General features: G+C 71.5%; 21 protein-coding genes. 13 read left to right on the top strand and 8 right to left on the bottom strand.

The window, feature by feature from the left end; genetic code table 11:
- Positions 1 to 288 precede the first annotated feature (288 nt).
- The 5 genes from ABD369_RS37265 to ABD369_RS37245 all read left to right on the top strand — a co-directional run bounded on the left by ABD369_RS37265 (position 289) and on the right by ABD369_RS37245 (position 5,066).
- Complete coding sequence (locus ABD369_RS37265; RefSeq protein WP_344641084.1) at positions 289 to 1,374, top strand: S-(hydroxymethyl)mycothiol dehydrogenase; 1,086 nt, start codon at positions 289 to 291, stop codon at positions 1,372 to 1,374.
- Positions 1,374 to 2,012, top strand: a complete 639-nt coding sequence (locus ABD369_RS37260; RefSeq protein ID WP_344641083.1) for an MBL fold metallo-hydrolase — start codon at positions 1,374 to 1,376, stop codon at positions 2,010 to 2,012. Before ABD369_RS37265 ends, ABD369_RS37260 begins: the two co-directional genes overlap by 1 nt.
- A gap of 104 nt (positions 2,013 to 2,116) precedes the next feature.
- Complete coding sequence (locus ABD369_RS37255; RefSeq protein ID WP_344641082.1) at positions 2,117 to 2,905, top strand: (Fe-S)-binding protein; 789 nt, start codon at positions 2,117 to 2,119, stop codon at positions 2,903 to 2,905.
- Positions 2,902 to 4,389, top strand: coding sequence for a lactate utilization protein B (locus ABD369_RS37250; protein WP_425557862.1), 1,488 nt, complete (start codon positions 2,902 to 2,904; stop codon positions 4,387 to 4,389). Before ABD369_RS37255 ends, ABD369_RS37250 begins: the two co-directional genes overlap by 4 nt.
- Positions 4,386 to 5,066, top strand: a complete 681-nt coding sequence (locus ABD369_RS37245) for a LutC/YkgG family protein (protein WP_344641081.1) — start codon at positions 4,386 to 4,388, stop codon at positions 5,064 to 5,066. The genes ABD369_RS37250 and ABD369_RS37245 overlap by 4 nt, the downstream gene beginning before the upstream one ends.
- Positions 5,067 to 5,303: 237 nt before the next feature.
- On the opposite strand, the gene ABD369_RS37240 is transcribed toward ABD369_RS37245, so the two are convergent.
- The 3 genes from ABD369_RS37240 to ABD369_RS37230 all read right to left on the bottom strand — a co-directional run bounded on the left by ABD369_RS37240 (position 5,304) and on the right by ABD369_RS37230 (position 8,430).
- A complete protein-coding gene (locus tag ABD369_RS37240; protein WP_425557861.1) occupies positions 5,304 to 6,191 on the bottom strand; it encodes a carbohydrate ABC transporter permease in 888 nt (295 codons plus the stop codon).
- Between the two features lie 114 nt (positions 6,192 to 6,305).
- Positions 6,306 to 7,178 carry a carbohydrate ABC transporter permease gene (locus ABD369_RS37235; protein WP_344641080.1) on the bottom strand — a complete coding sequence of 291 codons (873 nt, stop codon included), beginning with the start codon at positions 7,176 to 7,178 and terminating at the stop codon, positions 6,306 to 6,308.
- A 13-nt stretch (positions 7,179 to 7,191) separates the two neighbouring features.
- Positions 7,192 to 8,430, bottom strand: a complete 1,239-nt coding sequence (locus ABD369_RS37230; protein ID WP_344641079.1) for an ABC transporter substrate-binding protein — start codon at positions 8,428 to 8,430, stop codon at positions 7,192 to 7,194.
- Positions 8,431 to 8,820: 390 nt separating this feature from the next.
- On the opposite strand from ABD369_RS37230, the gene ABD369_RS37225 reads away from it, so the two are divergent.
- From ABD369_RS37225 to ABD369_RS37200, 6 genes are all read left to right on the top strand, one after another.
- The gene (locus ABD369_RS37225) at positions 8,821 to 9,873 is read left to right on the top strand and encodes a LacI family DNA-binding transcriptional regulator (RefSeq protein WP_344641078.1); all 1,053 of its coding nucleotides are present in this window, start codon (positions 8,821 to 8,823) and stop codon (positions 9,871 to 9,873) included.
- A gap of 50 nt (positions 9,874 to 9,923) precedes the next feature.
- On the top strand, positions 9,924 to 11,198 hold the full coding sequence (locus ABD369_RS37220; RefSeq protein WP_344641077.1) for a glycoside hydrolase 5 family protein: 1,275 nt from the start codon (positions 9,924 to 9,926) through the stop codon (positions 11,196 to 11,198).
- 124 nt (positions 11,199 to 11,322) lie between these two features.
- Complete coding sequence (locus ABD369_RS37215) at positions 11,323 to 13,557, top strand: endo-beta-N-acetylglucosaminidase (protein ID WP_344641076.1); 2,235 nt, start codon at positions 11,323 to 11,325, stop codon at positions 13,555 to 13,557.
- Between the two features lie 48 nt (positions 13,558 to 13,605).
- Entirely contained in the window at positions 13,606 to 17,814 is a 4,209-nt protein-coding gene (locus ABD369_RS37210) for a glycoside hydrolase family 38 N-terminal domain-containing protein (protein WP_344641075.1), read from the top strand.
- Positions 17,811 to 18,692 (top strand): DUF7158 domain-containing protein, encoded by an 882-nt coding sequence (locus ABD369_RS37205; protein ID WP_344641074.1) that lies wholly within the window; start codon positions 17,811 to 17,813, stop codon positions 18,690 to 18,692. The genes ABD369_RS37210 and ABD369_RS37205 overlap by 4 nt, the downstream gene beginning before the upstream one ends.
- A 62-nt stretch (positions 18,693 to 18,754) precedes the next feature.
- Complete coding sequence (locus tag ABD369_RS37200) at positions 18,755 to 18,991, top strand: DUF6296 family protein (RefSeq protein WP_344641073.1); 237 nt, start codon at positions 18,755 to 18,757, stop codon at positions 18,989 to 18,991.
- Positions 18,992 to 19,243: 252 nt separating this feature from the next.
- Here ABD369_RS37200 and ABD369_RS37195 read toward each other — a convergent pair whose 3' ends face one another.
- A complete protein-coding gene (locus tag ABD369_RS37195; protein ID WP_344641072.1) occupies positions 19,244 to 19,753 on the bottom strand; it encodes a F0F1 ATP synthase subunit B family protein in 510 nt (169 codons plus the stop codon).
- Between the two features lie 140 nt (positions 19,754 to 19,893).
- On the opposite strand from ABD369_RS37195, the gene ABD369_RS37190 reads away from it, so the two are divergent.
- A complete protein-coding gene (locus ABD369_RS37190; protein WP_344641071.1) occupies positions 19,894 to 20,445 on the top strand; it encodes a GNAT family N-acetyltransferase in 552 nt (183 codons plus the stop codon).
- A gap of 97 nt (positions 20,446 to 20,542) precedes the next feature.
- On the opposite strand, the gene efeU is transcribed toward ABD369_RS37190, so the two are convergent.
- The 4 genes from efeU to ABD369_RS37170 form a co-directional block, all read right to left on the bottom strand.
- On the bottom strand, positions 20,543 to 21,388 hold the full coding sequence (gene efeU / locus ABD369_RS37185; protein WP_344641070.1) for an iron uptake transporter permease EfeU: 846 nt from the start codon (positions 21,386 to 21,388) through the stop codon (positions 20,543 to 20,545).
- Positions 21,389 to 21,421: 33 nt separating this feature from the next.
- Positions 21,422 to 22,690 (bottom strand): iron uptake transporter deferrochelatase/peroxidase subunit, encoded by a 1,269-nt coding sequence (gene efeB, locus ABD369_RS37180; RefSeq protein WP_344641069.1) that lies wholly within the window; start codon positions 22,688 to 22,690, stop codon positions 21,422 to 21,424.
- A 53-nt stretch (positions 22,691 to 22,743) separates the two neighbouring features.
- Positions 22,744 to 23,883: an iron uptake system protein EfeO gene (gene efeO, locus ABD369_RS37175; RefSeq protein ID WP_344641068.1), complete on the bottom strand. Its 1,140-nt coding sequence runs from the start codon at positions 23,881 to 23,883 to the stop codon at positions 22,744 to 22,746.
- A gap of 532 nt (positions 23,884 to 24,415) precedes the next feature.
- Positions 24,416 to 24,703 (bottom strand): hypothetical protein, encoded by a 288-nt coding sequence (locus tag ABD369_RS37170; protein ID WP_344641067.1) that lies wholly within the window; start codon positions 24,701 to 24,703, stop codon positions 24,416 to 24,418.
- Between the two features lie 240 nt (positions 24,704 to 24,943).
- Between ABD369_RS37170 and ABD369_RS37165 the strand changes: the two genes are divergently transcribed.
- A complete protein-coding gene (locus ABD369_RS37165) occupies positions 24,944 to 26,329 on the top strand; it encodes a condensation domain-containing protein (RefSeq protein ID WP_344641085.1) in 1,386 nt (461 codons plus the stop codon).
- Positions 26,330 to 26,545: the final 216 nt, after the last annotated feature.

Below are 26,545 nucleotides of genomic sequence, written 5' to 3'. Positions count from 1 at the left end.
AACTGCCGGAGGTCCCGTTCCGTTCTCCAGTCCCACCACCCCGACACGCCGTTGGATGCTTGACAATCGACCACCTCGACCAACTTGTCGGCATTGCGGCGGTGGCTCCGTCGCTGACCGACGATCAGTGACCGGTGATCCGGTGGTCGATGGTGATCGCCGGCACCGTACGGTGTTGCCGTCGTGAACTACTCGCGACCGGCGCGGCCTGGCCGCGACCGGCACGAACCACCCGCGCGGGCACGGTCGGAGCGCCTGCCCGCGCCCGATGACGAGAGGTTCTTCCTCATGGCTCAGCAGGTGCGCGGCGTGATCGCCCGTTCCAAGGGTGCCCCGGTGCAGGTCGAGACGATCGTGGTCCCGGATCCCGGTCCGGGCGAGGCGCTGGTGCGGGTCCAGGCGTGCGGGGTCTGCCACACCGACCTGCACTACCGGGAGGGCGGGATCAACGACGAGTTCCCCTTCCTGCTCGGCCACGAGGCGGCCGGTGTGGTGGAGTCCGTCGGTGAGGGGGTGACCGACGTCGCGCCCGGTGACTTCGTGATCCTCAACTGGCGGGCCGTCTGCGGAAACTGCCGCGCCTGTCTGCGCGGTCGGCCCTGGTACTGCTTCAACACCCACAACGCCAAGCAGAAGATGACCCTGCTCGACGGGACGGAGCTCTCCCCCGCGCTGGGCATCGGCGCCTTCGCCGAGAAGACGCTGGTCGCCGCCGGACAGTGCACCAAGGTCTCGCCCGAGGCCTCTCCCGCTGCCGCCGGGCTGCTTGGCTGCGGTGTGATGGCCGGTCTCGGCGCCGCCATCAACACCGGCAACGTCGGCCGGGGCGACACGGTCGCCGTGATCGGCTGCGGCGGCGTGGGCAACGCGGCCGTGGTCGGCGCCAGGCTGGCCGGGGCCGCGCGGATCATCGCGGTGGACATCGACGACCGCAAGCTCGCCACCGCGCAGAAGCTCGGCGCCACGCACACCGTCAACGGCCGCTCCGCCGACCCCATCGAGGCGATCCAGGGGCTGACCGGCGGCTTCGGTGCCGATGTGGTGATCGACGCGGTCGGGACGCCGGAGACGTACCGTCAGGCGTTCTACGCCCGTGACCTGGCCGGGACGGTGGTCCTGGTGGGCGTGCCGACCCCCGAGATGAAGCTGGAGCTGCCGCTGCTGGACGTCTTCGGCCGGGGCGGTTCGCTGAAGTCCTCCTGGTACGGGGACTGCCTGCCCAGCCGGGACTTCCCGATGCTCATCGACCTCTACCTGCAGGGCCGCCTCGACCTGGACGCCTTCGTCAGCGAGACCATCCGGCTGACGGACGTGGAGGAGGCGTTCGGCCGGATGCACAAGGGCGAGGTACTGCGCTCGGTGGTGGTCTTCTGATGGCCGCGCAGTCCCCCCGCGTCGAGCGGCTGGTCACCTCCGGCACCTTCTCGCTGGACGGCGGCACCTGGCAGGTCGACAACAACGTCTGGATCGTCGGCGACGACACCGAGGCGCTGGTCATCGATCCCGCACACGACGCCGAGGCGGTGTACGCCGCGCTCGGCGGCCGCCGGCTGGTCGCGATCGTGTGCACCCACGCGCACAACGACCACATCGCCGCCGCCCCGGCGCTCGCCGAGCGGACCGGCGCTCCCGTCCTGCTGCACCGTGAGGACCAGGTGCTCTGGAAGCAGACCCACCCCCAGCGTCCGGTGGACGGCGACCTGACGGACGGGCAGCGCCTCGCGGTCGCGGGCATCGAGCTGACCGTCCTGCACACCCCGGGCCACGCGCCCGGCGCGGTCTGCCTGCACTCCGAACAGCTGGGTACGGTCTTCACCGGCGACACGCTGTTCGCGGGCGGTCCCGGGGCCACCGGCCGGTCCTTCTCCGATTTCCCGACCATCATCCGGTCGATCCGGGAGCGGCTGCTGACCCTGCCGCCGGAGACGGAGGTGCGGACCGGCCACGGTGACTCGACCACGATCGGGGCCGAGGCACCGCAACTCGACGAGTGGATCAGGCGCGGTCACTGACGGCCGGCCGGATACGCTGGCCCTCCGGGGAGCCCGTCCGCTCCCTGGAGGGCCGTTCCGTACCGACGTCCCTGCACGGGAGCCCGATCGCCATGGAGGCCGCGATGCGCGTCGCACTCTTCGCCACCTGTGTGAACGACGCCCTGTACCCGTCCACCGCGATCGCCACCGTCCGGCTGTTGGAGCGGCTCGGTGTCGAGGTGGACTTCCCGGCCGAGCAGACCTGCTGCGGGCAGCCACAGTTCAACACCGGCTACCGCCGCGAGACCGAACCGATGGTCCGCCGCCTCGCGCGCGCCTTCGCGGCCTACGAGTACGTCGTCACCCCGTCCGGCTCGTGCACCGCGATGATCCGCGACGCCTACCCCCGGATCGGAGCCCGCGCCCGGACGGAGCGGCGCGGTACCGAACTCGCCGAAGCGGCGGACTCGTTGGTGCCGCGCGTGTACGAGCTGACCGAGTTCCTGATCGATGTGCTCGAGGTCGAGGACGTCGGCGCCCACTTCCCGTACACCGTCACCTACCATCCCTCCTGCCACGGCCTGCGGCTGCTGCGCCTCGGTGACCGACCGCTGCGGCTGCTGCGCGCCGTCAGGGGGCTGGAGCTGGTGGAGCTGCCCGGTGCCGAGGAGTGCTGCGGGTTCGGCGGGACCTTCGCCGTGAAGAACCCCGACGTCTCCACCGCGATGGGCGACGACAAGGTGCGCAACGCGCTGGGGACGGGCGCCCGGGTACTCTGCGGCGGGGACAACTCCTGTCTGCTGCACCTCGGCGGTCTGCTGCGCCGGCGGTCGGCGCCGCTGCGGCCGCTGCACATCGCCGAGATCCTGGCCTCCACCGAGGAGCAGCCGTGGACCGGCACGTCCGGTGACGAACAAGGGAGCGCGGTATGAGCGGTGGCACCTTCCTCGGCATGCCGTCCTTCCCCGGGAGCGGCCCGTCCGCTACCGGGAGCGGCCCCTCCTTCCCCGAGGCCGCCGCCGTGTCCACCCGGGACACGAGGTTGCGGGCCAACCTCACCCACGCCACCCGCACCATCCGCGAGAAGCGGGCGCGCGCGGTCGCCGAACTCGCCGACTGGGCCGAGCTGCGCGCCGCCGGCAAGGCGATCAAGGACCACACACTGCGCCATCTCGACCGCTATCTGCTCCAGTTGGAGGCGGCGGTCACCGAGGCGGGCGGTACGGTGCACTGGGCCGCCGACGCCGCCGAGGCCAACCGGATCGTCGCCGACCTGGTGCTGGCCACCGGCCAACGCGAGGTGGTCAAGGTGAAGTCCATGGCCACCCAGGAGATCGGGCTCAACGAGGCGCTCGCGGCCGAGGGCATCATCGCGTACGAGACCGATCTGGCCGAGCTCATCGTGCAGTTGGGCGACGACCGGCCCTCGCACCTCCTGGTGCCCGCGATCCACCGCAACCGGGAGGAGATCCGCGACATCTTCGCCGCGCGGATGGCGCAGTGGGGCCGGCCCGCGCCCGAGGGGCTGACCGACTCTCCCGCCCAGCTCGCCGAGGCCGCACGACTGCACCTGAGGGAGAAGTTCCTGCGCGCGGAGGTCGCCGTCTGCGGTGCCAACTTCATGGTCGCCGAGACCGGCACCCTGGTCGTGGTCGAGTCCGAGGGCAACGGCCGGATGTGCCTGACCCTGCCGAAGACGCTGATCTCGGTGGCCGGGATCGAGAAGGTCATCCCGCGCTGGCGCGACCTGGAGGTCTTCATGCAGCTCCTGCCGCGCTCCTCCACCGCCGAGCGGATGAACCCGTACACCTCGCTCTGGACGGGCACCCGCGGCCCGGAGGGCGACGGGCCCTCGGACTTCCACCTGGTACTGCTCGACAACGGCCGTACCGCCGCCCTCGCCGACCAGGTCGGGCGGCAGGCACTGCGCTGCATCCGCTGCTCCGCCTGCCTGAACGTCTGCCCGGTGTACGAGCGGGCCGGCGGCCACGCTTACGGGTCGGTCTACCCCGGCCCGATCGGGGCCGTTCTGACGCCCCAACTGCGCGGCACCGCAAGTGCGATCGATGCGTCGCTGCCGTACGCCTCTTCACTGTGCGGAGCCTGCTACGAGGTCTGCCCGGTGGCCATCGACATTCCAGAGGTGCTGGTGCACCTGCGCGAGCGGGTCGCCGGGCAGGGCGGACCCGGGCACCGGCTGGAGCGGGCGGCGGTGAAGGCCGCGGGGTACGCCCTGGACCACCCCGGTGTGCTGGCGGCCGGGGAGCGGATCGCGGGGAAGGCCCGTGGCCTGCTTCCGAAACGACTGCCCGGCCCCGGTGGCGCCTGGACCGACACCCGCGATCTGCCCGAGCTGCCCGCCGAGCCGTTCCGCGACTGGTGGAAGAAGAACCGTTCCCGGAAGGACAGCCGATGAGTGGAAGCCGGGAGACGGTACTGGCCCGGATCCGCGCCGCGATCGGCCCGGAGCCCGTAGCGGGTGCTGCTCCCGCAGCTGCCGGTGGTCCCGCGCAGGACATCCCCCGGGCCTATCTGACCGCCCATCGGGACGAGGATCCGGCGGCACTGCTCGACCTGCTGCACGAGAACCTGGCCGACTACCGGGCCCTGGTCCACCGGAGTACCGAGGCCGGGCTGCCCGCGACCGTGGCCCGCCTGCTCGCCGCACACGGCTCCCGGACCGTGGCCGTGCCCGCCGATCTGCCGCCCGACTGGCTGGCCGCCACCACCGGAGTCAGGGCCGTACCCGACGACGGTACGCTCACCGCCGTCCGACTCGACGCCGTGGACAGCGTCTTGACCGGCTGCGTACTGGCGGTGGCCGAGACCGGGACGATCGTGCTGGATGCCGGTCCGGCCCAGGGCCGGCGGCTGCTCACCCTGGTCCCGGACCACCACATCTGCGTGGTGCGCTCCCCCGAACAGGTCGTCGCCTCGCTCCCCCGGGCGCTCCCCCGCCTGGATCCCACCCGCCCGCAGACCTGGATCTCCGGACCGTCCGCCACCAGCGACATCGAACTCGACCGGGTGGAGGGTGTGCACGGGCCGCGCACCCTCGAGGTGATCCTGGTGACCGGAGCCGAGGCGCCCTGAGGCGCCCGTTCCGGGTGCGCCGTGCGGGCAGAGGTGTCGTGGGCAACCCGCCCGGGCCGGTGCGCCGCCGGGTCGGCCACCGGCTCACCGGCCCGGCTTCCCACTCCCGTCGTGCGGCGCGAACGAGGCGGGCCGATCCGTCGGTGCCGGCCCGCTGCCGCCGCGATGCGGACCTCCCTCCGGCCACGCGTGCGAGGCGGTTCACCCGATGGCCCGGGAACCAGGGGCCACCGCCGGTCAGCCCTTGATCGCGCCCTCCTCGACGCCTCGGAAGAAGAAGCGCTGGAGAGCGGCGAAGACCACCACGATCGGCAGGAAGGCGATCATGGTACCGGCCGCGATCAGGCGGGGGTTGGCGCTGAAGGTGCCGTTGAGGTACTGGAGGCCGACGGTGAGGGTGTACTTGTCGGGGTCGGTGAGCACGATCAGCGGCCAGAGGAAGTCGTCCCAGGCGCCGATGAAGGCGAAGATGACCACGACGCTCAGCATCCCGCGTACGTTGGGCAGTCCGATGTGGACCAGGCGCTGCCAGACGGTGGCGCCGTCCACGATCGCGGCGTCGTCCAGCTCGCCGGGGATCGCACGGAAGGCGGTCCGCATCAGCAGGACGTTCAGCATCCCGATCGCTCCGGGCAGCGCGACACCGAGCAGGGTGTCCGCGAGGCCGAGGCTTCGGACCGTCACGTACTGCGAGACGACCGTGACTTCTCCCGGTAGCACGAGGGTCGCCAGGAACAGACCGAGGGCCAGCCGGGCACCCCGGAAGCGCAGCCTGGCGAGGGCGAAGCCGGCGAGCGTCGCCCCGACGGCGTTGCCGCCGACGGTGATCGCGGCCACCACCAGGGAGTTGGCGGCGTACCGCCAGACCGGGACGGCCCGGGCGACCTCGGCGTAGTTGCCCAGGGTGGGACGGTGCGGCAGGAAGCTGGGAGTTCGGGTGAAGATGTCCTCGGTGGGAGCCTTGAGGGAGGTGGAGAGCTCCCAGAGGAAGGGACCCACGGTGAGCAGGAGCACCAGGAGCAGTAGCAGGTAGCGGACCGCCTTCTCGGTGGTCGAGGTGGAGTTGAAACCCCTGACAGGACGGGTTGCCGGCCGCGGTCGGGCGGTCGCGTGGTGCGCGGGCACCGGCGGAGGATCGCTCGCCTGCACGAGCCCGGCCGACGCGGTCGGCTCGGTCGGCTCGGTCGGCTCGGTCGCCGAGCGGAGTCCGGTCGTCGGACGCTGTCGGGCCATCGGTTCTCAGACCGCCTTCCGGTCCAGGCGCAGCAGCAGGAGCAGCGGGCCGACGGTGATGACGAAGAGCAGCAGGCTGAGCGCGGAGGCATAGCCGAGGTGGCCGGTGAAGCCCCGGCTGTACATCTGGATCAGCATGACCACCGACATGTCCCGGCCGCCGGGGCCGCCGGTGCCGTCGGAGAGGACGTACAGCTCGGAGAAGACCCGTAGCGCCGAGACCGAGATCAGCACGGCGACCAGCAGCATGGTGTTCCGCACGCCGGGCAGCGTGACGTGCAGGAAGCGGCGGAAGGTGCCGGCGCCGTCCACGGCCGCCGCTTCGTGGAGCTCCCGGCCGACGTTCCCGAGAGCGGAGAGGTAGATGATCATGTAGTAGCCGAGACCCTTCCAGACCGTGAGGCTGATGGCGCTGAGCAGGAGCAGCCAGCGGTCGGTGAGGAAGGGCAGCGCGTGGCCGAGGACGCCGAGACGCTGGGCGAGGCCGTTGACCAACCCGCGTTCGTCCAGGACCCAGCCCCAGACGAGGGCCACCACGACGGCCGAGGCGATCACCGGGGTGTAGAAGGCGGTGCGGAAGAAGGTGATTCCGGGCAGGCGCTTGTGCACCAGCAGGGCCATCAGCAGTGGCAGCACGGTGAGCAGCGGCAGGCAGACCAGCATGTAGATCACGCTGTTCAGCAGCGCGTCTCCCAACTGCTCGTCGATCAAAGCACGGTGGAAGTTCTCCAGGCCGACGAAGTGCCCGCCGCCCAGCGGACGGGCGTTGGTGAAGGAGAGGATCACCGTGTTGACGGAGGGCCACACGGTGAAGACCAGCAGCCAGACCAGGGCCGGCGCGATGAGCAGCCAGGGGGTGAACCAGCGTCGGTGCGTCATGGCGGCGATGCCGTCAGTTCTTGAGGAGTTGGTCGCAGCGGGCGACGGCGTCGTCCAGCGCCTTCCGGGAGGTGGTGCCGCCGCTGATCGCCAGGGCGATCTGCTGGTTGACGATGTCGCTCATGGCCTGGTCCACCTGGACGGGCTGGAGGAGGGCGGCCTTGGCGAGCGAGGTGAAGGCGATGACCTTGGCCGTGCTCGCGTTGCTGCCGTCGCTCCTGCTGAAGTACGGGTCGCTCACGGAGGCCTTGGTGCTGGGGAAGATGCTGGTGAGGTGGGCGAATGCGGCCTGGTTCTCGGCGTTGGTGATCCAGCGGGCCAGTGCGAGGGAGGTGGGCAGGTTCTTGCTGCTCCTGGCGACGGACAGGCCCTGGACGTACAACGGCGGGGTGCCCATGGCCGGTGAGGGGACGACCTTGGGCGCGAGTGTGGGGTTGTCGGTGGCGAGGCTGGTGATGTAGTTGGCGCCGCCGGTGGTCCAGGCGGCCGTTTCGGTGGAGAAGAGTTTGGCGTTTCCGGCGTACTTGTCGGTCAGGACGTCCTTGGGCAACAGGCCCTGCTGGTAGGCCTCGCGGTAGCGGTCGAGCAGGGCGGCGGCCTGCGGGGTGTTGAAGGTGAAGCTCCTGCCGTCCTCCGCCGTGATCGGCACGCCCGCGTTGGCGAGGTCGCCGAGACCGGGCTTGCGGCTCATCAGATAGGCCTGTCCGTCGGACTTCTGCTTGAACACCTTGGCCTGGGCGATGAGTTCGTCCAGGTTGGCGGGCAGGTTCTTCGGGTCGAGGCCGTACTTGGTGAGGAGGTCGGCGTTCCAGTAGTTGACGTCGGTGTTCAGGTACCAGGGGTAGCCGAAGGTGCCGGACTGGCCCGCGAAGCGGTACGCGTCGATGCCGCCGGCCACGTAGTCCTGGGCGAGCGCGGGGTCCGCGGTGGCGATGTCGAGCAGCAGTCCCTGTTTGACCAGGGGCAGCGCGAAGTCCGGCGGCAGGTTGACGACGTCCGGGAGGCTGCCGCCGGCGGCCTGGCTCAGCACCTTGTCGGCGTAGCCGTCGGCGGGCTGGTCCAGCCAGGTCACCTGCACGCCTGGGTGCTTGCGCTGGAAGGAGTCGATCACGCCCTGCAGGTAGTCGGTGAACTTCGGTTTCAGGGCCCAGGTCTGGAGGGTGACCTTGCCCTTGATCTCTCCGGTGGCAGCGGCGGGGGCACCGTCGCCGCCGGCTGAGGAGGGACCGCCGCCCAGTCCGCATCCCGTCACGGTCGTCGCCACAGCCGCGGCGACTGCCAGCCTTACCGCAACTGTCAGCCCTACCCGGTACTTTCGCATGAGGTCTCCCGGCCTGCCCTGGATCCGGCGCTCTGGTCGCCCGCCCGTCAGCCTGTGTGAGTCTGCGTGCCTTGCATGTGGTCACGTGCCGTTGCATGTCGCGCTGCCGTACCAAACGCGTGCGCGCACCGAACTGCGCGCACCGGACCCGCCGACCGGCGGCCCCGCCGTCCCCGGCCCCGCAGGGGACGACCCGCGAAACGCGACTCGCGGGAACCGGCTCGCGGGCACCGGGAATCCGAAGCAGTCGAGCTAAACCGCTCTAGTGCCCGGGACTATCCTCCGGGCTACACTCCGTGTCAAGAGAGAGGAGTCGGAGCCGTGGGGCGACCGACGATTGCCGACATCGCGCGGCAGGCCGGGGTGTCCAAGGGCGCGGTCTCGTTCGCGCTCAACGGACGGCCCGGGGTGAGCCAGGCGACCAGGGAGCGGATCCTGCTGGTCGCCCGGGAGATGAACTGGCGCCCGCACAGCGCCGCGCGGGCACTCGGCGGGGCCCGCAGCGAAGCCGTCGGGCTGGTGATCGCCAGGCCGGCCCGGACCATCGGGGTGGAACCGTTCTTCGCCCAGCTGCTCTCCGGCCTGCAGGCCGGTCTCTCGGCCAGGGCGGTGGCGCTGCAGCTGCTGGTGGTCGAGGACACCGCGGCCGAGATCGAGGTGTACCGGCGCTGGACGTCCGAGCACCGGGTGGACGGCTTCATCGTGGTGGACCTCAAGGTGCGCGACGAGCGCATCGAGATCCTGGAACGACTCGGCGTCCCGGCGGTCGTGCTGGGCGGCCCCGGCCGGCACGGCAGCCTGCCCAGCGTGTGGGCGGACGACCGCGAGGCGATGCTGTCGATCGTGCACTACCTGGCCGCACTCGGCCATCGCCGGATCGCCCACCTGGCCGGACTGCCCGGCTTCCGGCACACCCAGCGGCGGATCCGCGCGCTGCGCGACTCGGCCCGCAGCCTCGGGCTGGTCGAGGCGGTCTCGATCCCGACCGACTTCAGCGACGCCGAGGGCGCCGCCGCCACCCGCCGCCAGCTCGCCCGGCCCGAGCGGCCGACGGCCATCGTCTACGACAGCGACGTCATGGCGGTGGCCGGGCTCGGCGTGGCCACCGAGATGGGCGTGGCGGTACCGGGCGAGCTGTCGATCGTCTCCTTCGACGACTCGGTGCTGGCCAGGATCGTCCACCCAGCGCTCACCGCGCTCTCCCGGGACACCTTCGCGCTCGGCGAGCAGGTGGCCCGGCAGCTGCTCACCGCGATCGACGCCCCGGGGACGGTCCGCGACCTGCAGACGCCCACTCCGCTGCTGACCGTCCGGGAGAGCACGGGCCGCCCCGCCGGCGAGGGCGCTCTTGGCAACCCGGATAAACCGCTTTAGGCTCCTGCCCCAACAAGGGGCCCGCCCTGCCCGGCAGCCGGAGGACGCGCGTGACCATCCAGCACCCAAGCCCTGACCGAGTGCGGTTCGGCGTCAACTACGTTCCTTCGGCGGGCTGGTTCTACAGCTGGCTGGACTTCTCGGCCGATGCCGTGCGGCGGGACTTCGAAGATCTGGCCGGCCTCGGCCTGGACCACGTCAGGGTCTTCCCGATCTGGCCGTGGATCCAGCCGAACCGCTCGCTGATCCGCCGGCGCGGCATCGACGAACTGCTCGAACTCATCGACATCGCTGCCGAGTTCGACCTCGATGTGGCCGTCGACCTGCTCCAGGGGCATCTGTCGAGCTACGACTTCCTGCCTTCCTGGGTGCTCACCTGGCACCGGCGCAGCCTCTTCACCGACCCCGCCGTCCGCGAAGGCGTCATCCGGTACGTCGACCGGGTGAGCCGGGCGGCGTCCAGCCGGTCCAACGTCTTCGCGATCACCCTCGGCAACGAGGTCAACAACCTCTGGCCGGCCAACCCGACCGACGCCGCGGGGTCCTCCGGCTGGGCCGCCGAGCTGCTGCGGACGGTCAGCGCGGCCGCGCCGTACGTGCTCGGCCTGTACTCGCTCTACGACGCCGCCTGGTACGACCCCGAGCATCCGTTCCATCCCGTCGACGCGGCCGAGTTGGGCGATCTGACCACCGTCCACTCCTGGGTGTTCAACGGTGTCTCCACGCTCGACGGCCCGCTCGGGCAGGCCACCGTCTCGCACGCCGACTACCTGGTCGAACTCGCCGCCGCGACCGCAGGCGACCCCGCCCGGCCGGTCTGGCTCCAGGAGATCGGCGCGCCCCGGCCCGACGTACCGGACGCGGACGCACCCGCCTTCGTCCGCCGCACACTCGACCTCGTTCTCGCCAACCCCGCGCTGTGGGGCGTCACCTGGTGGTGCTCGCACGACCTGGACCGCTCGCTCGCCGACTTCCCCGAACGCGAGTACGACCTCGGCCTGTTCACCACCGCCCACCGCCGCAAGCCGCTCGCCGTCGAACTCGCCGCCGTCATCACCGAGCAGCGCGCGGCCGGGCGCACCGCGCGACAGCAGGGACGGCGCGGCACCGCAGCCGACCGTCCCGGACTGCTCTGCGAGGTCGATCTGCGCGAGCGACCCGACCGGCGCCGAGAGGTCGCCCCCGGCAGCGCCTTCCACTCCGAGTGGGTCCGGCAGCGCGGCTCGGGCCCACTCGCCATCGTCCCCGCCACCCGCGCGGCCGACCCGAAGTACCTGACCACGCGCGGCATCGGCAGGCTCATCGAGCCCACCGAGCGCTCCTGACCTCCCGAGGCCGCCCCACCGCAACGCCACACCGGGCGTCCTCGCACCACCGCACCACCGCACCACCGCACCCGACCACTCGCTCCGCACCGACCACTCGCCCCGCGCCGGATCGGAGACCCGGATGAGACTCAGACACCTCGCGCTGCTGCTGTGCGCGACCTTGGCCAGCACCGTCCTCGGCACGGCCCCGGCGACAGCCGGCGCCGCCCCAAGCAGGGTCAAGGCCGAAGCCACCGCCGAGGCCGCCACGCCGAGCGGCGGCCAGCCGTACGCCTCCCACTGGTATCCGAACAGCATCCTCGACTGGGACCCGGCCACCGACCCGGACGCCAGGTTCAACCGCTCCAAGGTCCCGCTGCAGCGCCGCACCGCCGATCCCGCGCTGCGGGCCAACCCCGACGCCCGTACCGGCGAGGGGAGGATCTCCGCCCTGGTGTCCTTCGCCCCGACCTCCGCCAACCCGTCCCAGGGTTCGCCCGACCCCGACTACTACGCCTTCGGCTACTGGCAGTACGTGAACACCCTGGTGTTCTGGGGCGGTTCGGCAGGAGAGGGCCTGATCCTGGCCCCCAACCCGACCGTCATCGACGCGGCGCACCGCAACGGCGTCAAGGTCTACGGCACGGTGTTCTTCCCGCCCACCGCCTACGGCGGGCAGCTGCAGTGGGTGCGCGACTTCGTACAGAAGTCCGGCTCCCACTACCCGGTCGCGGACAAGCTGGTGCAGGTGGCCGAGTACTACGGCTTCGACGGCTGGTTCATCAACCAGGAGACGGCGGGTGCGGACGCGGCTCTCGCCACCGAACTGCGCGACACCATGACGTACGCCCGGTCCCGGGGCCCGGTCGAGTTCCAGTGGTACGACGCGATGACCAGCTCCGGCGACGTCGGCTGGCAGGAGCAGCTGGACTCGGCCAACTCGGCGTTCCTGCAAGACGGTTCGAACCGGGTGGCCGACTCGATGTTCCTCGACTTCGGGTGGACGGCCGCCGAACTCGACTCCTCGCGTGCCGTGGCGCACTCGCTGGGCCGCAGCGAGTACGACCTGTACTCGGGTGTCGACACCGAGGCGGCGGGCTACAACACCGACGTCTCCTGGGACGCGATCTTCCCGCCGGGCAAGTCCCAGGTCACCTCACTCGGCCTCTACCGCCCCGAGTGGACCTGGAAGTCGGCCACCAGCCGTGCCGACTTCTACGCCAAGGAGTCCCGTTACTGGGTCGGCGCCAACGGCGATCCGTCCGACACCACCACCTCGGGCTCCTGGAAGGGCCTGGCCGATCACATCGCCGAGTCCTCCCCCGTGACCGCCAAGCCGTTCGTCACCTCGTTCGGCACCGGCCAGGGCGACTTCTACAACTCGGCCGGCAGGCGGGTGAGTTCGACCGGCTGGAACAACCTCTCGCTGCAGGACGTGCTGCCCACCTACCGCTGGCTGGTCTCCTCCGGCGGCAGCAGGCTCAGTCCGTCGATCGACTTCACCGACGCCTACGAGGGCGGCTCCTCGCTGCGCCTGACCGGGCGGCTGGACGCCGTCAACACCGTCCGCCTGTACCAGTCCCGGCTGCCGGCGACCGCCCGCACCCGGCTGTCCTTGGTGGTCAAGACCCCTGCCGCCGGGGACTCCCGGCTCAGTGCGGCGGTGTCCTTCACCGACAGCCCGACCGCCTTCACCGCCATCCCGCTCGGCGCGACCCGCGGCAACGGCTGGGAGCGGCGGACCCTGGACCTGTCGGCGTACCGGGGACGGACCATCGCCCAGATCGGGCTCCGGGTCTCCGCCCCGAGCCCGGTCGACTCCTACGACGTGCGGATCGGCCAGCTCGCGGTGTACGACGGAGCGGTGAGCACCACCGCCTCGCCCGCCGCCCTCACCGTGCTCGGCACCGATGACGTCTCGGCGACCCGCAAGTCGCTCCGGCTCTCCTGGAAGGCGCCGAGGAGCGGTTCCGTGCACCACTACGAGGTGTACCGGTGCAACCCGGACGGCAGCCGCACCTTCCTCGGCGGCACGCCCAACGACGCGTACTACGTGCCGCGACTTGACCGGGTCGGCACGGAGACCGCCACCACCATCGAGGTCGAGGCGGTCTCGACGACCTACGGGCACTCCCGGGTGGCCACGGCCAGAGTGAGCTGGACGAAGGACCGGCCGGCCACGACCGGGAACGCCCGGCCCGACACCACCGGGCCCGTCCAGCCCTCCGGCCCCGCCGTCCGAACCCCTGATCCCATGGCCCGCACCTCCGCCGCCATCACCCGAACCCCTGACCCCGCCACCCGGACCTTGGATCCCACGGGCCGGACCTTGGATCCCGCCGCCCGGATCGGCGGGTTCGGGGCCCGGGGCACGTAGCAGCCGGAGCACCCCGCGACTCCCCCTCCCACCAGGAAGGACCACCCCGTGCCGGTCGCCATCACCGCCGTGGAGAACACCGACCTGTTCGTCGGCACCGAGGACGCCTCCCGCCAGGTGCTGCGCGTGGCCCTGGACACGACCGCCGACGGCCCGCCCGTCCGGGTCACCGTCACCGGGCCCGGCGTCAGCGGCGAGGCCACCGGCACGGGCGTGGTCGACGTCCCGCTCACCGTCGCCGATCCGGTGGTCGGCGCCCGGCTCCCGGTCACGGTGGCGGCCGGGAACGCCGTGGCCGAGGCCACCGTCGAGGTCGCCGAGCCCGGGTGGACCGTGTTCCTGGTCTCGCACTTCCACTACGACCCGGTCTGGTGGAACACCCAGGCCGCCTACACCTCGCCGTGGGAGCTGCTCTCCGGCGACGCCACCACCCGGCCGCTGTGGGAGCGCAACGGCTTCGCGCTGGTCGACGCGCACCTGGACCTGGCGCTGCGCGACCCGGTGTACAAGTTCGTGCTCGCCGAGATCGACTACCTGAAGCCGTACTTCGACCAGCACCCGGAGCGCCGCGCCGATCTGCGGCGGCTGCTGGAGCGCGGCCAGGTCGAACTGGTCGGCGGCACCTACAACGAGCCGAACACCAACCTGACCGGCGCCGAGACCACCATCCGCAACATCGTCTACGGCATCGGCTACCAACGCGAGATCCTCGGCGGCGATCCCCAGACCGCCTGGCAACTGGACGTCTTCGGCCACGACCCGCAGTTCCCGGGCTACCTGGACGCGGCCGGGCTGACCGGCAGCGCCTGGGCGCGCGGGCCGTTCCACCAGTGGGGGCCGATCCAGAAGAACTTCCGCACGGCCAAGGACGACGCCACGGTGATGCAGTTCCCGAGCGAGTTCGAGTGGATCTCGCCCTCGGGGCGCGGGGTGCTCACCCACTTCATGCCGCACCACTACTCGGCCGGCTGGTGGATGGACTCCTCCCCCGACCTCGCCAGCGCCGAGCAGGCCGTCTACGAGCTGTACCGCAAGCTCAAGCCGGTCGGCGCGACGCGGAACCTGCTGCTGCCCGTCGGCACCGACTACACCCCGCCGAACAAGTGGGTCACCGAGATCCACCGCTCCTGGGCGGCCAAGTACGTCTGGCCGCGCTTCAGTTGCGGCACCCCGCGCGACTTCCTCACCGCCGTCCGCGCCGAACTCGCCGCCACCGGACGGCGGCCCAGCCCGCAGACCCGGGACATGAACCCGGTCTACACCGGCAAGGACGTCTCCTACATCGACACCAAGCAGGCCCAACGGGCGGGCGAGGTGGCCGCCGTGGACGCCGAGAAGCTCGCCACCCTGGCCGCCCTCCAGGGCCTGGGCCGCTACCCGCAGGCCGCGCTCGACAAGGTCTGGCGCCAACTCGCCTACGGCGCCCACCATGACGCGATCACCGGCTCCGAGTCGGACCAGGTGTACATCGACCTGCTCGCGGGCTGGCGGGAGGCGCACGACCTGGCCGCCACCGTCCGGGACGCCGCACTTGACGCGCTGGCCGGCCGGATCGACACCACCGGCGAGGGCGGGGCCGTGGTGGTCGCCAACACCCTCTCGTTCGACCGCTCGGCACCGGTGGAGGTCCGGCTACCGGAGGGCGACGCCGGCGGCCGGGTGCTGGACGACACCGGCGCCGAGGTGCCCTGCGCGGTGGACCGGGGCGTCCTGCGCTTCCTGGCCGAGGACGTCCCGGCCCTCGGCTGGCGGACCTGGCGGCTGGTGGACGGCACACCGGACGCCGCCTGGCAGCCCGCCCAAGGCCTGACCATCCGCAGCGAGCGCTACCGGGTCACCGCCGACCCCGCCCGGGGCGGCGGCCTGTCCAGCATCCACGACCTGCGCCACGGACGGGAGTTGATCCAGTACGGGCGGATCGGCAACGAGCTGCGGGTGTACGAGGAGTACCCGCAGCACCCGGACTTCGGCGAGGGCCCCTGGCACCTGGTTCCCAAGGGCCCGGTGGTCAGCGCCGGCTCCGGCGCCGCGAGGGTCCGCCGGGAGACCGGCCCGCTGGGCGAGCGCCTGGTGATCGGCGGCACCGTCGACGGCATCACCTACGAGCAGACGGTCACCCTCTGGCACGGCATCGAGCGGGTCGACTGCCGGACCCGGGTGGTGGACTACGCCGGTGCCGACCGGCTGCTGCGGCTGCGCTTCCCGGTCGACCTGCCGGGCACGCTGCCGGTCAGCGAGGTGGCGGGCGCCGTGGTCGGCCGCGGGTTCGCGCTACCGGACGTCGACTCGGCCGAGGCTCCGTGGACCCTGGACAACCCGGCCAACACCTGGTTCGGGCTGAGCGCCACCGCCCGCGTCGTGCTCTCGGACCTGACCGGCGCGCCGATCGGCGAACGGGCGCTCGGCGTCGCCGAGGTGGTGGTCCCGTCGCTGGAGGACGCCGCCTCGGCCCGCGCAGTGGTCGTCGCCCTGGCCCGGGCCGGCGTCACCGCGACCACCGCGAGCGCCGACTGGTCCCGCTACGGCTGGCTGGACGTCGACTCCAACCTCCCGGACTTCCGCATCGTCCTGGGCGGCCCGGAAGTCAACGGCGCCGCACGGGAGTTGCTGGAACGGTCCGGCGCCGAGTACGCGGCCGCGCTCAAGGCGCACGGGCGGGTGTGGGTGCCGGCCGACAAACCCCTGCACGAGATGTGGCAGCCCGGCGCCGACCTGCGCGACCTGCGCGCGCTGCCCACCCTGGTGGTGACCGATCCCGCCGCACTCGCCGAGGACCTCGGCGACGCCCGCGTCCTCGCCGTCTGCCCGGGCGCGGTGGCGGAGGGCGAACTGCTCACCGACCACACCGTCGCCCTGCTCACCTTCGGCCTTCCCGGCTTCGCCGTGGACCCGACCGGCGCCCTGCACCTCTCACTGATGCGCAGCTGCACCGGCTGGCCGTCCGGGGTCTGGATCGACCCGCCGCGGCGCACCCTGCCCGGCGGAGCTTCCTTCCAACTCCAGCACTGGACCCACGACTTCAGCTACTCGCTGGTGTCCGGGGAGGGCGACTGGCGGGCGCTGGCGCTTCCCGCGCAGGGCCAGGAGTTCAACCACCCGCTGCACCCCCGGCTCGTCCCCGCGCACCCGGGCCCGCTCCCGGCCCGGCTCGCCAACCTGCGGATCCACCCGGAGCGCGAGGTGCTGCTCGGCGCCCTCAAGCCGACCGGCAACCCGATCGCCCGGGGCTCGGCCGCGGACGTGGACCCGGCCGCCGGGGTGACGCTTCGCCTGGTCGAGTCCACCGGCCTCGGCCGCACCGTAGGGCTGGAGGGCGCGCTGCGGTTCACCGGGCTGCGCACGGCCGACCTGCTGGAGCGGGCCGGTGAACCGCTCACGGCTGCCCCGGCGCTGCACGGCTCGGAGGTCGCGACCGTGGTCGGCGCGCCGGAGCGCACCGGGCCCGCGGCCGGGGCAGCGGAGCTCGGGCCGGTCGCCGAGGCGGCGCAGCCCGTGCACTCCCGGTACTGGCTGCACAACCGGGGCCCGGCCCCGATGGGGTACCTGCCGGTCTCGGTCGGCCTCTCGCCGGGGCTGCTGCGCACGGACGGCGATCCGGTGGAGGTCTCGGTGGTACTCGCCTCCCAGCTGCGCGACGCGGCGGTCGAGGGCACGGTGAGCCTGCTGGTGCCGGACGGGTGGGAGGTGAGCTGCGGGAGCCGGCCGTACCGGCTGGAGGCCGCAGGTCACCTCCGCTTCGCGGTGACGCTCCGGCCGCCGGCCAACGCCGCACCCGGCCTCTACTTCGCGGCGGCCCGGGTGGAGCACGCCGGGCAGTCGGTCGAGGACGTCGCCACCATCGCGGTCGGTGACCTGCCGGGGATGCTGCCGGTGCCGGGTGAGGTCCCGGAGGACTGGACGGCGGCCCAGGGGACCAAGGCCACCGGTGGCCGGGACACCGGCCTCGCGGTGGACGTCACCGCCACCTCGCTGCGGCTTGTGCCGGGCGGCCGGGCCGAGTTGGGCATCGTGCTCGCCAACCGCACCAGGGGGGAGATCCGGGGCGAGCTGCAGCTGGTCTCCCCGTGGGGGACGTGGCAGGCGATCACCGAACCGGTGCGCGGATTCACCCTTCCGGCCGATACCGAGCGGACGATCGCGTTCGAGGTGGCCGTCCCCCGCGACGCCGAGGCCGGGGCGTACTGGGCGCTGGCGAAGGTGATGTGGTTCGGCCGCTGCCAGTACGCACCGACCGTCGAGTTGGTGATCGCCCCGTGAGCGCCGCACCACGCCGGCCCGACGAGCTGCACGTGCACCCGCACCCGCACGGTCACGAGCAGACGGACGACCACGGGCAGGACCGAGGGCATGCCCACGGGCACGCGAACTCGGCGCCCGGGATCCTCGGCCTGCTGGACGGCCGGCCGCTGCCCCGGGCCGAGCTCGACCGCCGGCTGACCGCCCTGCGCAACGGGCCCCGGTCCTCCGCGCTGCCCGTCCCCGGGAGCGCCGAGGACCGGCAGCTGACCCGCTGGGTCGCCCAGGTGGTGCTCACCGAGCAGCTCTGTGCCGTCGAGGCGGCGGCACGCGGACTGGAAGGCGAGGCCGAGGACGGCGGTCGCGGCGGGGCGCCACCCGTCCGGCTGAACCAGCGTGCCGCCGTCGAGCTCGGCTCGATCGCCGCCGCCGCGTTCGAGGGAAGCGCCGCCGTACGAGCCGTGTACCGCGCGGTGACGGCCGACGTCACGGTCCCACCCGCCGAGGTCGCCGCATACCGCTCCGCCGTCGAGGACCGGCCGGACGGGGAGCGACCCGACGGGGCCGGGCCGGACGGGAACGGGCCGATCTGGCGGATCGCCACACCGGACGGGGAGTTCGACGCCCGGCCGCTGACACTGCCGCTCGCACTGGCCGCCGCGCTGCGTACGGCCGGCCCCGGGGTCACGGTCAGCGTGGACGGCTGGAAGGCCACCCTGCTCACCGAGCGCGCCGCCCCGGTCGCTCCGTCCGACCCGGCCCCGGAGCTGCTGGAAGCCGCCCGCCGGATCGCCTTCGTCCGCTGGCTCGACCACGCCCGCGCGCACCGGCTGCAACTGGTACCGGGCCTGGAGCACCCCGGCGACCCGGCTCAGCCGGACAACCACCACCGGCACTGACCTCTACCCGGCGGCCCCACCCTCCGTACGATGGACGGTGGGGCCAGCTGAGGAGGCCGGTCATGGGTCGAGTTCCACGGTACGCGCTGACGTTCCCCGGCGAACCGGGCAGCCATCGCCCGCAGGACGTGGTTGTCGTCAAGGACACGGGCATGGACGGCCCCGGCGGCCATCCCGTCTACGCCGACGACTCCGGAATCGTCAGAGCCGAGATCAGCGATCGCGGCGAGGTCCGCATGCTGGCAAGTGGTGGTCACCAGACACCGCGCACCCCGGTGCACGCGGAGGCCATGCCCTGAGCCTCTGCCGTCCCCCGCGTCGCAGGCACCGTCCGCCCGGCCTCGGCGGAAGCCGATGCTGCCACCGGGCCGTCCCGGGCCGGATGGTCGACCCCGGCTGCTGGGTGCCGCGCCCGGTCGACGAGTCCGCCCGCTTCGGCAATCTGGCGCTCACCCAGCCGGAGGTGCTCCCCGACTCCGAGAGCCTTCCCTGATCACGGAACGACCGCCCGGCCCATCGGCCCGGCGGTCGTTCGCGTTCGGTCGCGGTACTCAGGACTTCCCGGCGGCCTCGGCGTCCGCCTCGGCGAAGAACGCGTCGGCGACGGCACGCGTGCTCGGCAGGTCGGCCAGCGGCTCGCCGACGAGCCGGCCGGCCAGCTCGGTGGCGACGGCGATGACGTCCTCGCGCAGCTCGGCCTCGGCGATGACCCGGTCGGCGGCCAGCTGCACCTTGGCCTCCGCCACCATCCGGTCGCGCTGCTGCTGTCCCTCCGCGCGGATCGCCGCGAGCAGCGCGGCGCCCTCCTCCGCGGCTTCCTGGCGGAGCCGGGACGCCTCGTGACGAGCCGCCTGGAGCTCCGCCTGGTACTCCTCGTAGATGCGCTGTGCCTCCGCGCGGGCGGTCTCCGCGCGCTCCATCCCCCCGTCGATCGCGTCGTCCCGCTCCACCAGCGTCTTCTCGATCCGCGGCAGCACGGCCATGCCGAGAATGCCGAAGATCAGGAAGAACAGCACGAGGCCGAGGACGAGTTCAGCCGTATCCGGTCGCAAAGGTCCCATGAGCGCATGATAGGCACGGAGTCTTCCGCCCCTTCAGGCAGGGTCAGCTGACGACGAGTCACGGACCGGCCCGAACGGATCTCGACCACCGCGCCCGAAAACCGTGTGCGGCAGGGCGGTTGAGTCGCCACACTGATCCGGTGCCGCACCTCATCGCTCCCGATGCCCGGTTCCAGGCCTCCTTCCTCGTCGCCATGGCGGAGTTCCGCGCCCTCGGCCACGGCGGACCGGACGACGGGTCCACCGCCGGAGTGTGCCTGCGCGAGTACGGCGACCGCTGGGAGGACCCCGAGGTCTTCGCCGAGTTCGTCGAACGGTTCCGCACCCCGTGCGGCCCCGACAGCCTGCTCCGGTACGACGTACCGTGCAGCACCTTCTGGTACGTGGACGGTGACACCTACCTCGCCCGGATCGCCATCAGGCACCGGCTCACGCCCTACTGGCTGGAGCTCGGCGGCCACATCGGCTACGACGTCCGGCCTTCCGCCCGCCGCCGGGGCCATGCCACCGGGATGCTTCGCGCGGCGCTCCCGATCGCCGCCGGGATGGGCATCGATCCGGCGCTGGTCACCTGCGACAGCACCAACTCGGCGTCCCTCAAGGTGATCGAGGCCTGCGGCGGCCGACTGGAGGACGTGCGCGACGGGGTGCGGCGCTACTGGGTACCCACCACACCCGGTCGGCGGGGCTGATACGACAAGACCCCCTACCCGGCGGGGAAGCCGGGCAGGGGGCTCTCAAGTGACGGGCGGCCAGGCCGCCTTGGCAGTGCTCAGGCCTTGGCCACCGTCAGGTGGCCCCGGTCGCGGTCGCGACCGGCTCGGCCGCCCGGCCAGGCCCGGAGGCGCGGCGCAGGAAGAGCAGCAGCGTCGGAACCAGGTAGACCGTCCAGACCGCCACCTGAAGCACCGTCGGGTCCGGCTGGAAGTTGAACACGCCCTTGAGCAGGGTGCCGTACCAGCTCTCCTTGGGGATGGTGCTGCTGATGTCGAAGAGCAGCTCGTGCAGACCGGGGAGCCAGCCCGCCTCCTGCAGGTCGTGGACGCCGTAGGCGAGGACGCCGGCCGCGACCACGACCAGCATCGCACCGGTCCAGGTGAAGAACCTGGCGAGGTTGATCTTCAGTGCGCCCCGGTAGAACAGCCAGCCGAGCACCACCGAGGTGGCCAGCCCGAGCAGCGCACCGACCAGCGGCCGGACCCCGTCGCTGGTGGCCTGCACGGCGGTCCAGATGAACAGGGCCGTCTCCAGGCCCTCGCGGCCGACCGCGAGGAAGGCGGTGGTCACCAGCGCGAAGGCGCCCATGGCCAGCGCGGCGTCCAGCTTGCCGTGCAGTTCGGCCTTCAGGTGCCGGGCGGTGCGCCGCATCCAGAACACCATCCAGGTGACCAGGCCGACCGCGATGATCGAGAGCGATCCACCGAGCGCCTCCTGCGCCTCGAAGGTCAGCTGGGTGGAGCCGTACTGGAGGACGGCGCCGAAGGCCAGGCTGAGCAGTACGGCGGCGCCGATGCCCGCCCAGACCGGGGCGAGCCGGTCGCGGCGGCCGGTCTTCACCAGATAGGCGATCAGGATGCAGACCACGAGGCTGGCTTCGAGGCCCTCGCGCAGGCCGATCAGGTAGTTGCCGAACACGGGAGGCTCCTGGGGTCGGTGGTTTGGAAGTCGTCAGCCGAACAGGGCCTGCCCCCACCACTCGCCCGGCTTGCGGATCCCGGGCGGGCAGGCGAAGTGGGCGGAGCCGACGTGCTGGATGTACTCGTTGAGCGCGTCACGGGAGGCCAGCTTCTGCTGGAGCGGCACGAAGGCCTTCCGGGTGTCGCGTTGGTAGGCGAGGAAGAACAGACCGGCGTCCAGGCGGCCGAGGCCGTCCGTGCCGTCGGTGAACGAGAAGCCGCGGCGCAGGATCATCAGGCCGTCGTTGCTGTCCGGGTGGGCGAGCCGGACGTGCGACTTCTCCGGCATCGCGGCCAGGTCCGGGGTGTCCCGCTCGTGCTGCCCGCCGTACGGGGCGCCCTCGGCCTTGGTGCGGCCGAAGGTGTCCTCCTGGTCCCCCAGTGAGGCGCGGTCCCAGGTCTCGATGTGCATCCGGATCCGGCGGGCGACCAGGTAGGAGCCGCCGGTCATCCAGTCCGGGCCGTCCCCGGGGGCGGCCCAGACGTGCTTGTCCAGCGCCGCCCGGTCGGTGCCCGCGATGTTGTGGGTGCCGTCCTTGAACCCCATCATGTTGCGCGGGGTCTGCGCCTCGGGGGTGGTGGAGGAGGTCTTGCCGAAGCCGAGCTGCGACCAGCGGATGCTCGCCGTGCCCATGGCGATCCGGGCCAGGTTGCGGATGGCGTGGACGGCCACCTGCGGGTCGTCGGCACAGGCCTGGATGCACAGATCGCCGCCGCTGCGGGCCGGGTCGAGGTTGTCGCCGGGGAACCTGGGCAGCTCCACCAGGGCGTCGGGCCGCCTGGCCTTCAGTCCGAAGCGGTCCACCCCGTCCTTCTCGAACAGGCCCGGCCCGAAGCCGATGGTCAGGGTCAGCCGGGAGGCGGGCAGGCCGAGCGCCTCGCCCGTGTCGGCCGGCGGGGCCTCGGGCAGCGCGCCGGCGGTGCCCGTGCCCACCTCGCGGCCGCCGGTCATCGCGGCGGCCGCCTTGGTCCACTCCTTGAGCATCCGCACCAGCGCGTCGCGGCTGGTGGTGGTGACGTCGAAGGCGGCGAAGTGCAGCCGGTCCTGGACGGGGGTGGCGATCCCGGCCTGGTGGTCACCGTAGAACGGGATGTCCGCGGTGGAGTCGACCAGCTGGACCGCTCTGTGCTCACCGCGCACCGCCGCCGCCACCGAGCCGGTGACCGCCGCGCCCAGCGCGACCCCGGCACCCGCCCAGCCGATGACGGACCGCCTGCTGGGGGCGTTGCTGCTCTGCTCGGCCTGCTTCCGCTCGTCCACGGCGTTCGGGGTCCTTCCGGTGCTGGTGCTGGTGCTTGAGGAGGGGCTGGGGGCTACTTGACGACGACCGCGGCGGCCAGCTTGGACAGCGGCTCGGCCAACGCGTTCACCGCGTCGGAGAAGGCCTTCCGCTCCGGCTCGCCGACCTGGTCGTACGAGGCGTAACTGCCGTCGGCCTGGCCGTACTTGGCCAGCAGCGCCTCGATCGCGGCGAACTCGCCGTCCAGCGTCTTGGCCAGCTCCGCGTCCTTCTCGGCGGCGACCGGCTTCAGGAGTTCGTACGCCTTCTTCGCTCCCTCGACGTTGCCGGCGAAGTCCGAGAGGTCGGTGTGGCTGTAACGGTCCTCCTCGCCGGTGACCTTGTTCGTGGCGACCTCGTCCAGGAGTTCCTTGGCGCCGTTGGCCATGCTGGTCGGGGTGATCTCGGCGCTGCCGACCCGCTTCTGCCAGTCCTTCAGATCGGCGACCAGCTGGTCGGCCAGCTTCTTCTCGTCGTCACCGATCCGGTTGTCCGCCCAGAGGGACTTCTCCAGCCGGTGCCAGCCGGTCCACTGCTGGCCCTGCTCCAGGCCGTCCTCGCGGGCGTCGGTCTTCGGGTCGATGTCGCCGAAGCTCTCGGCGACCGGCTCGGTGCGCTCCCAGCCGACCCGGGACGGGGCGAACAGCGACTTGGCCTGGTCCAGTTCACCCGCCTTGACCGCGGCGGCGAACTGCTCGACCACCGGGATGGTCTGGTCGGCCTGCTCCTGCGCGTACTTGCGGTACGCGGCGACGGCGGCATCCAGGCGCGGGTCGCTCTTGACCGGCGCGCCGTCACCGGTGACGGTGATCTTCTGCCGGATGCCGTCCCCGACCATGCCCGGCTTGCAGGCCACCTCGTACGCGCCGGCCTTGATCTCGGCGTTGATGGTCACCTTGGTGCCGGGGCCGATGTTCTCGCGCTCGGTGACGATCCGATCGCCCGGGGCATAGACGTAGACCTCGGTGGTCTTGGAGCCCTTGTTGTGGACCGCCAGCTGCACGTGGCCGCCCGGGAACGAGGTCTTCGAGAGCTCACAGGCATCGTCGGAGGCGTTCACCCGGACCGCGTCGGCCGAGTCCGCGTCGCTCTTCCGCTCCGTGCACCCGGTCAGGACGGCGGTGGCCACGGCGAGGGTGAGCAGCGTGGCGGCGGTGGAACGGCGGGCAGACATGGGGGCTCCACGGTTGACGGGGGCGGTGCGGGCATGGCAAAACCGGGCCTACGGGATTCGAGACCGAAATCCCGGGCCAGCCCGGTTAGCTAAGGCATACCTTAGATTAACCATTTCTTTAACGTCCACATGGCCACTCCCCCACCCGCAAACCACGCTTTGCCGCTGATTCTGACCATCCGTCAACGCATCTACCTGCCAAGGGTTTTCGCCCTGTGGCACCAGGTAGCGATGGAAGCGACGCGGGTTCCGGTGATCGGCGGTACGGAGTCCCTCGGACGGTCCGTGGTCACCGAGCTGCTCGGACGGGGCGCCTGATCACCTCACTGAGCCGCGGCGAACCGCCGGCGGACCGGCCCCGGACTGCGCCCCGCCGCCGGGGACGCCGAGCGGCCGGACTCGGACAGCCGGGCCGCACTGCTCACGGGGCACGACGCGATCACGGCGCGGTCGCCCTCAACAGCAGCACTCTTCAGCAACAACACCACGCGGAGTGGCGGCGCCATGGAGGCTGACTTCGGTACGACGACGTTCAACAACCTGACTCGTCATTGCGGCGCAGATCGTAGAGGTACGACTTGCCAGCTTTCCAGCTGCGCCAGGGGCCGAGTGGCGGGAACATCTCCTGACCCGTCTGGCCCAACAAGGGCCAGGAGTTGGCAACCCCGTCCTCGCCGAGGGTGCACCAGCCCCGCTCCGGCAGCCACCGACACCACAGCTCCAGGTCCACCCGCTTGAACGACGGCCTGCCGTTGAACATGCCATCTCGGTGGAAGCGATAGACCAGGCCATCCAGACGGCGAACGAACTCGATCGACACAGCGACTCCCCCTACCCGAACACCGGGGACAGGCACGGCAGCACGGCCGGCTTCCACCCCGGAGTGGTTCATCAAGATCAAGTACCCGACGGTAAGGCTACGTCGCCGGATCTGCAGCCCGCCCGCCCGACCCGCGCACTGAAATTCTCATGAATTCCGACTTCCGGAAGATGAAGTCGGAATTCCCGAGGAGCCGGGCCGCATTGCATCTCCTTGACAGGGACGCAGGCACGCTGTTCGATGGTTTCGGATTCAAAAGCCGCCGGTGGGCTGTCGATCCGAAATCGAGTCTCAACAGGGGGAGAAATTCAGGCATCGACGGCCGCGCCCACGGCGAGGTATCCGCTGACCTCGGGGCAGTCCTCGTACTACGCCCAGGAACGGGCCCGGCCGGAAATGTCCAGCTCGATCTCGGCCACGTACCGGATCGAGGGAGAGCTCGATGTCGCGCGTTTCGCCGAAGCTATTGCGCGAACGGTCGGCCAGCACGACGCCCTGCGCATCGGCCTGTGCGACGACGTACGACTCGGCACCCCGACTCAGCTGGTGCGCCATCAGCCGGACAACGCCTCGCTGCTCTCTTGCCAGCAGGTCCGCAGCAGCTCGGAAGAGCAGTTCAGCCGGTACGCCCGGCTCGTCCACGGCAAGGACCTCGCGGAACCGTGGGATCTCACCACGGAATACCCGTTCAGGTTCCGCCTGCTGCGCCACTCGCCCACGGTTCACGCGTTTCTCGCCTCGTTCTCCCAGGTCGCCCTCGACGGCAGGGGCATGGCACTGGTCCTCCGGGACCTCTGGCAGAATTTCGAGCACGACACCGCGCATCCGGACTTCCCGTCCGTGCCGCAGCGGCCGAGCTTCGTCCGGGCAGCCGAGCAGCACGCGGCCGGCGGATCGCCGCGGACGGCCGGCTTCTGGCAGCAGCGCATCGCCGAGAACTGCCCGTCCGGCGAGCCGCCGACCGAACGGCCGGATACGATCGACCAACCGCGGTGCGTGATGGCGCAGGCCACAGTCAGCGGAGCGGAGCGAGCGATGCTGCGCGAGCGGTCGAAGACTTACGGCTGCACCGAGTTCCAGCTGACCATCGCCGCGCTCGCGCACGCGGTCCTCACCGAGGTGGCCACGGATGACCGTCTGCACATCTGGTTGCCCGTCGATGCCCGGTCCCCCGGCGATTTCGACACGTCGGGAATGTTCACCGTCTCCCTCCCTGTCGCGCTGCCCCGGACCGGGAGCCTTCTCGAGATGGCTCGGCAGGTGCGGGAGGAGGTCATGGCCGTCGCAGCGAACCGGCAGATGGACCACGCCGCACTCGCTGCGCTCCAGGCTTCCTTCCGGGAAACCGATACGAGCCGCGGCTGGACCGTCTCGGCAGGCTATTCCAATCGGGATCAGAACCCGGGGGAAAAGGTAGCCCAGGGCGTCGTGGCACGTCCCGGAAGTTATCCGGCGGATTTCCAATACATATCACGAGGAGTGGAACTGAAAGTTCTCGGCGGAGCCGGATCGCTCAGCATCACCCTCGCCCTCGACTCGGTATTCTCTGCGGACACCGCTGCCGATCGCCTGTTGAACGCCTTCAGCGCGGGGCTGGGCGGCATCCGTCTCGCACGCTGCGCCTGACTCTGTCGGGGATCTTGAGGTGAGGTCAGCTGCCGGGGGTTCGCCAGGACTTCCACCGGGGCCCCTGCTGATCCAGGACGACCTGGAAAGCGGTCGGTGGTCCCGGTGAAGAGGTTTCCTAGCCTCGATCTTGCATGACGGCTCGTCAGCTTTGCTGGCGGGCCGTTTCTGCTTGTCCGGGCGTGCTGTTTGTGCCTGTGGGTATGGCGAGGGCCC

Origin of the sequence: Kitasatospora cystarginea, assembly GCF_039533515.1 — a bacterium.
In the GTDB taxonomy this organism is placed as follows: domain Bacteria; phylum Actinomycetota; class Actinomycetes; order Streptomycetales; family Streptomycetaceae; genus Kitasatospora; species Kitasatospora cystarginea.
This window is presented reverse-complemented; position numbering and strand designations above follow the sequence as displayed.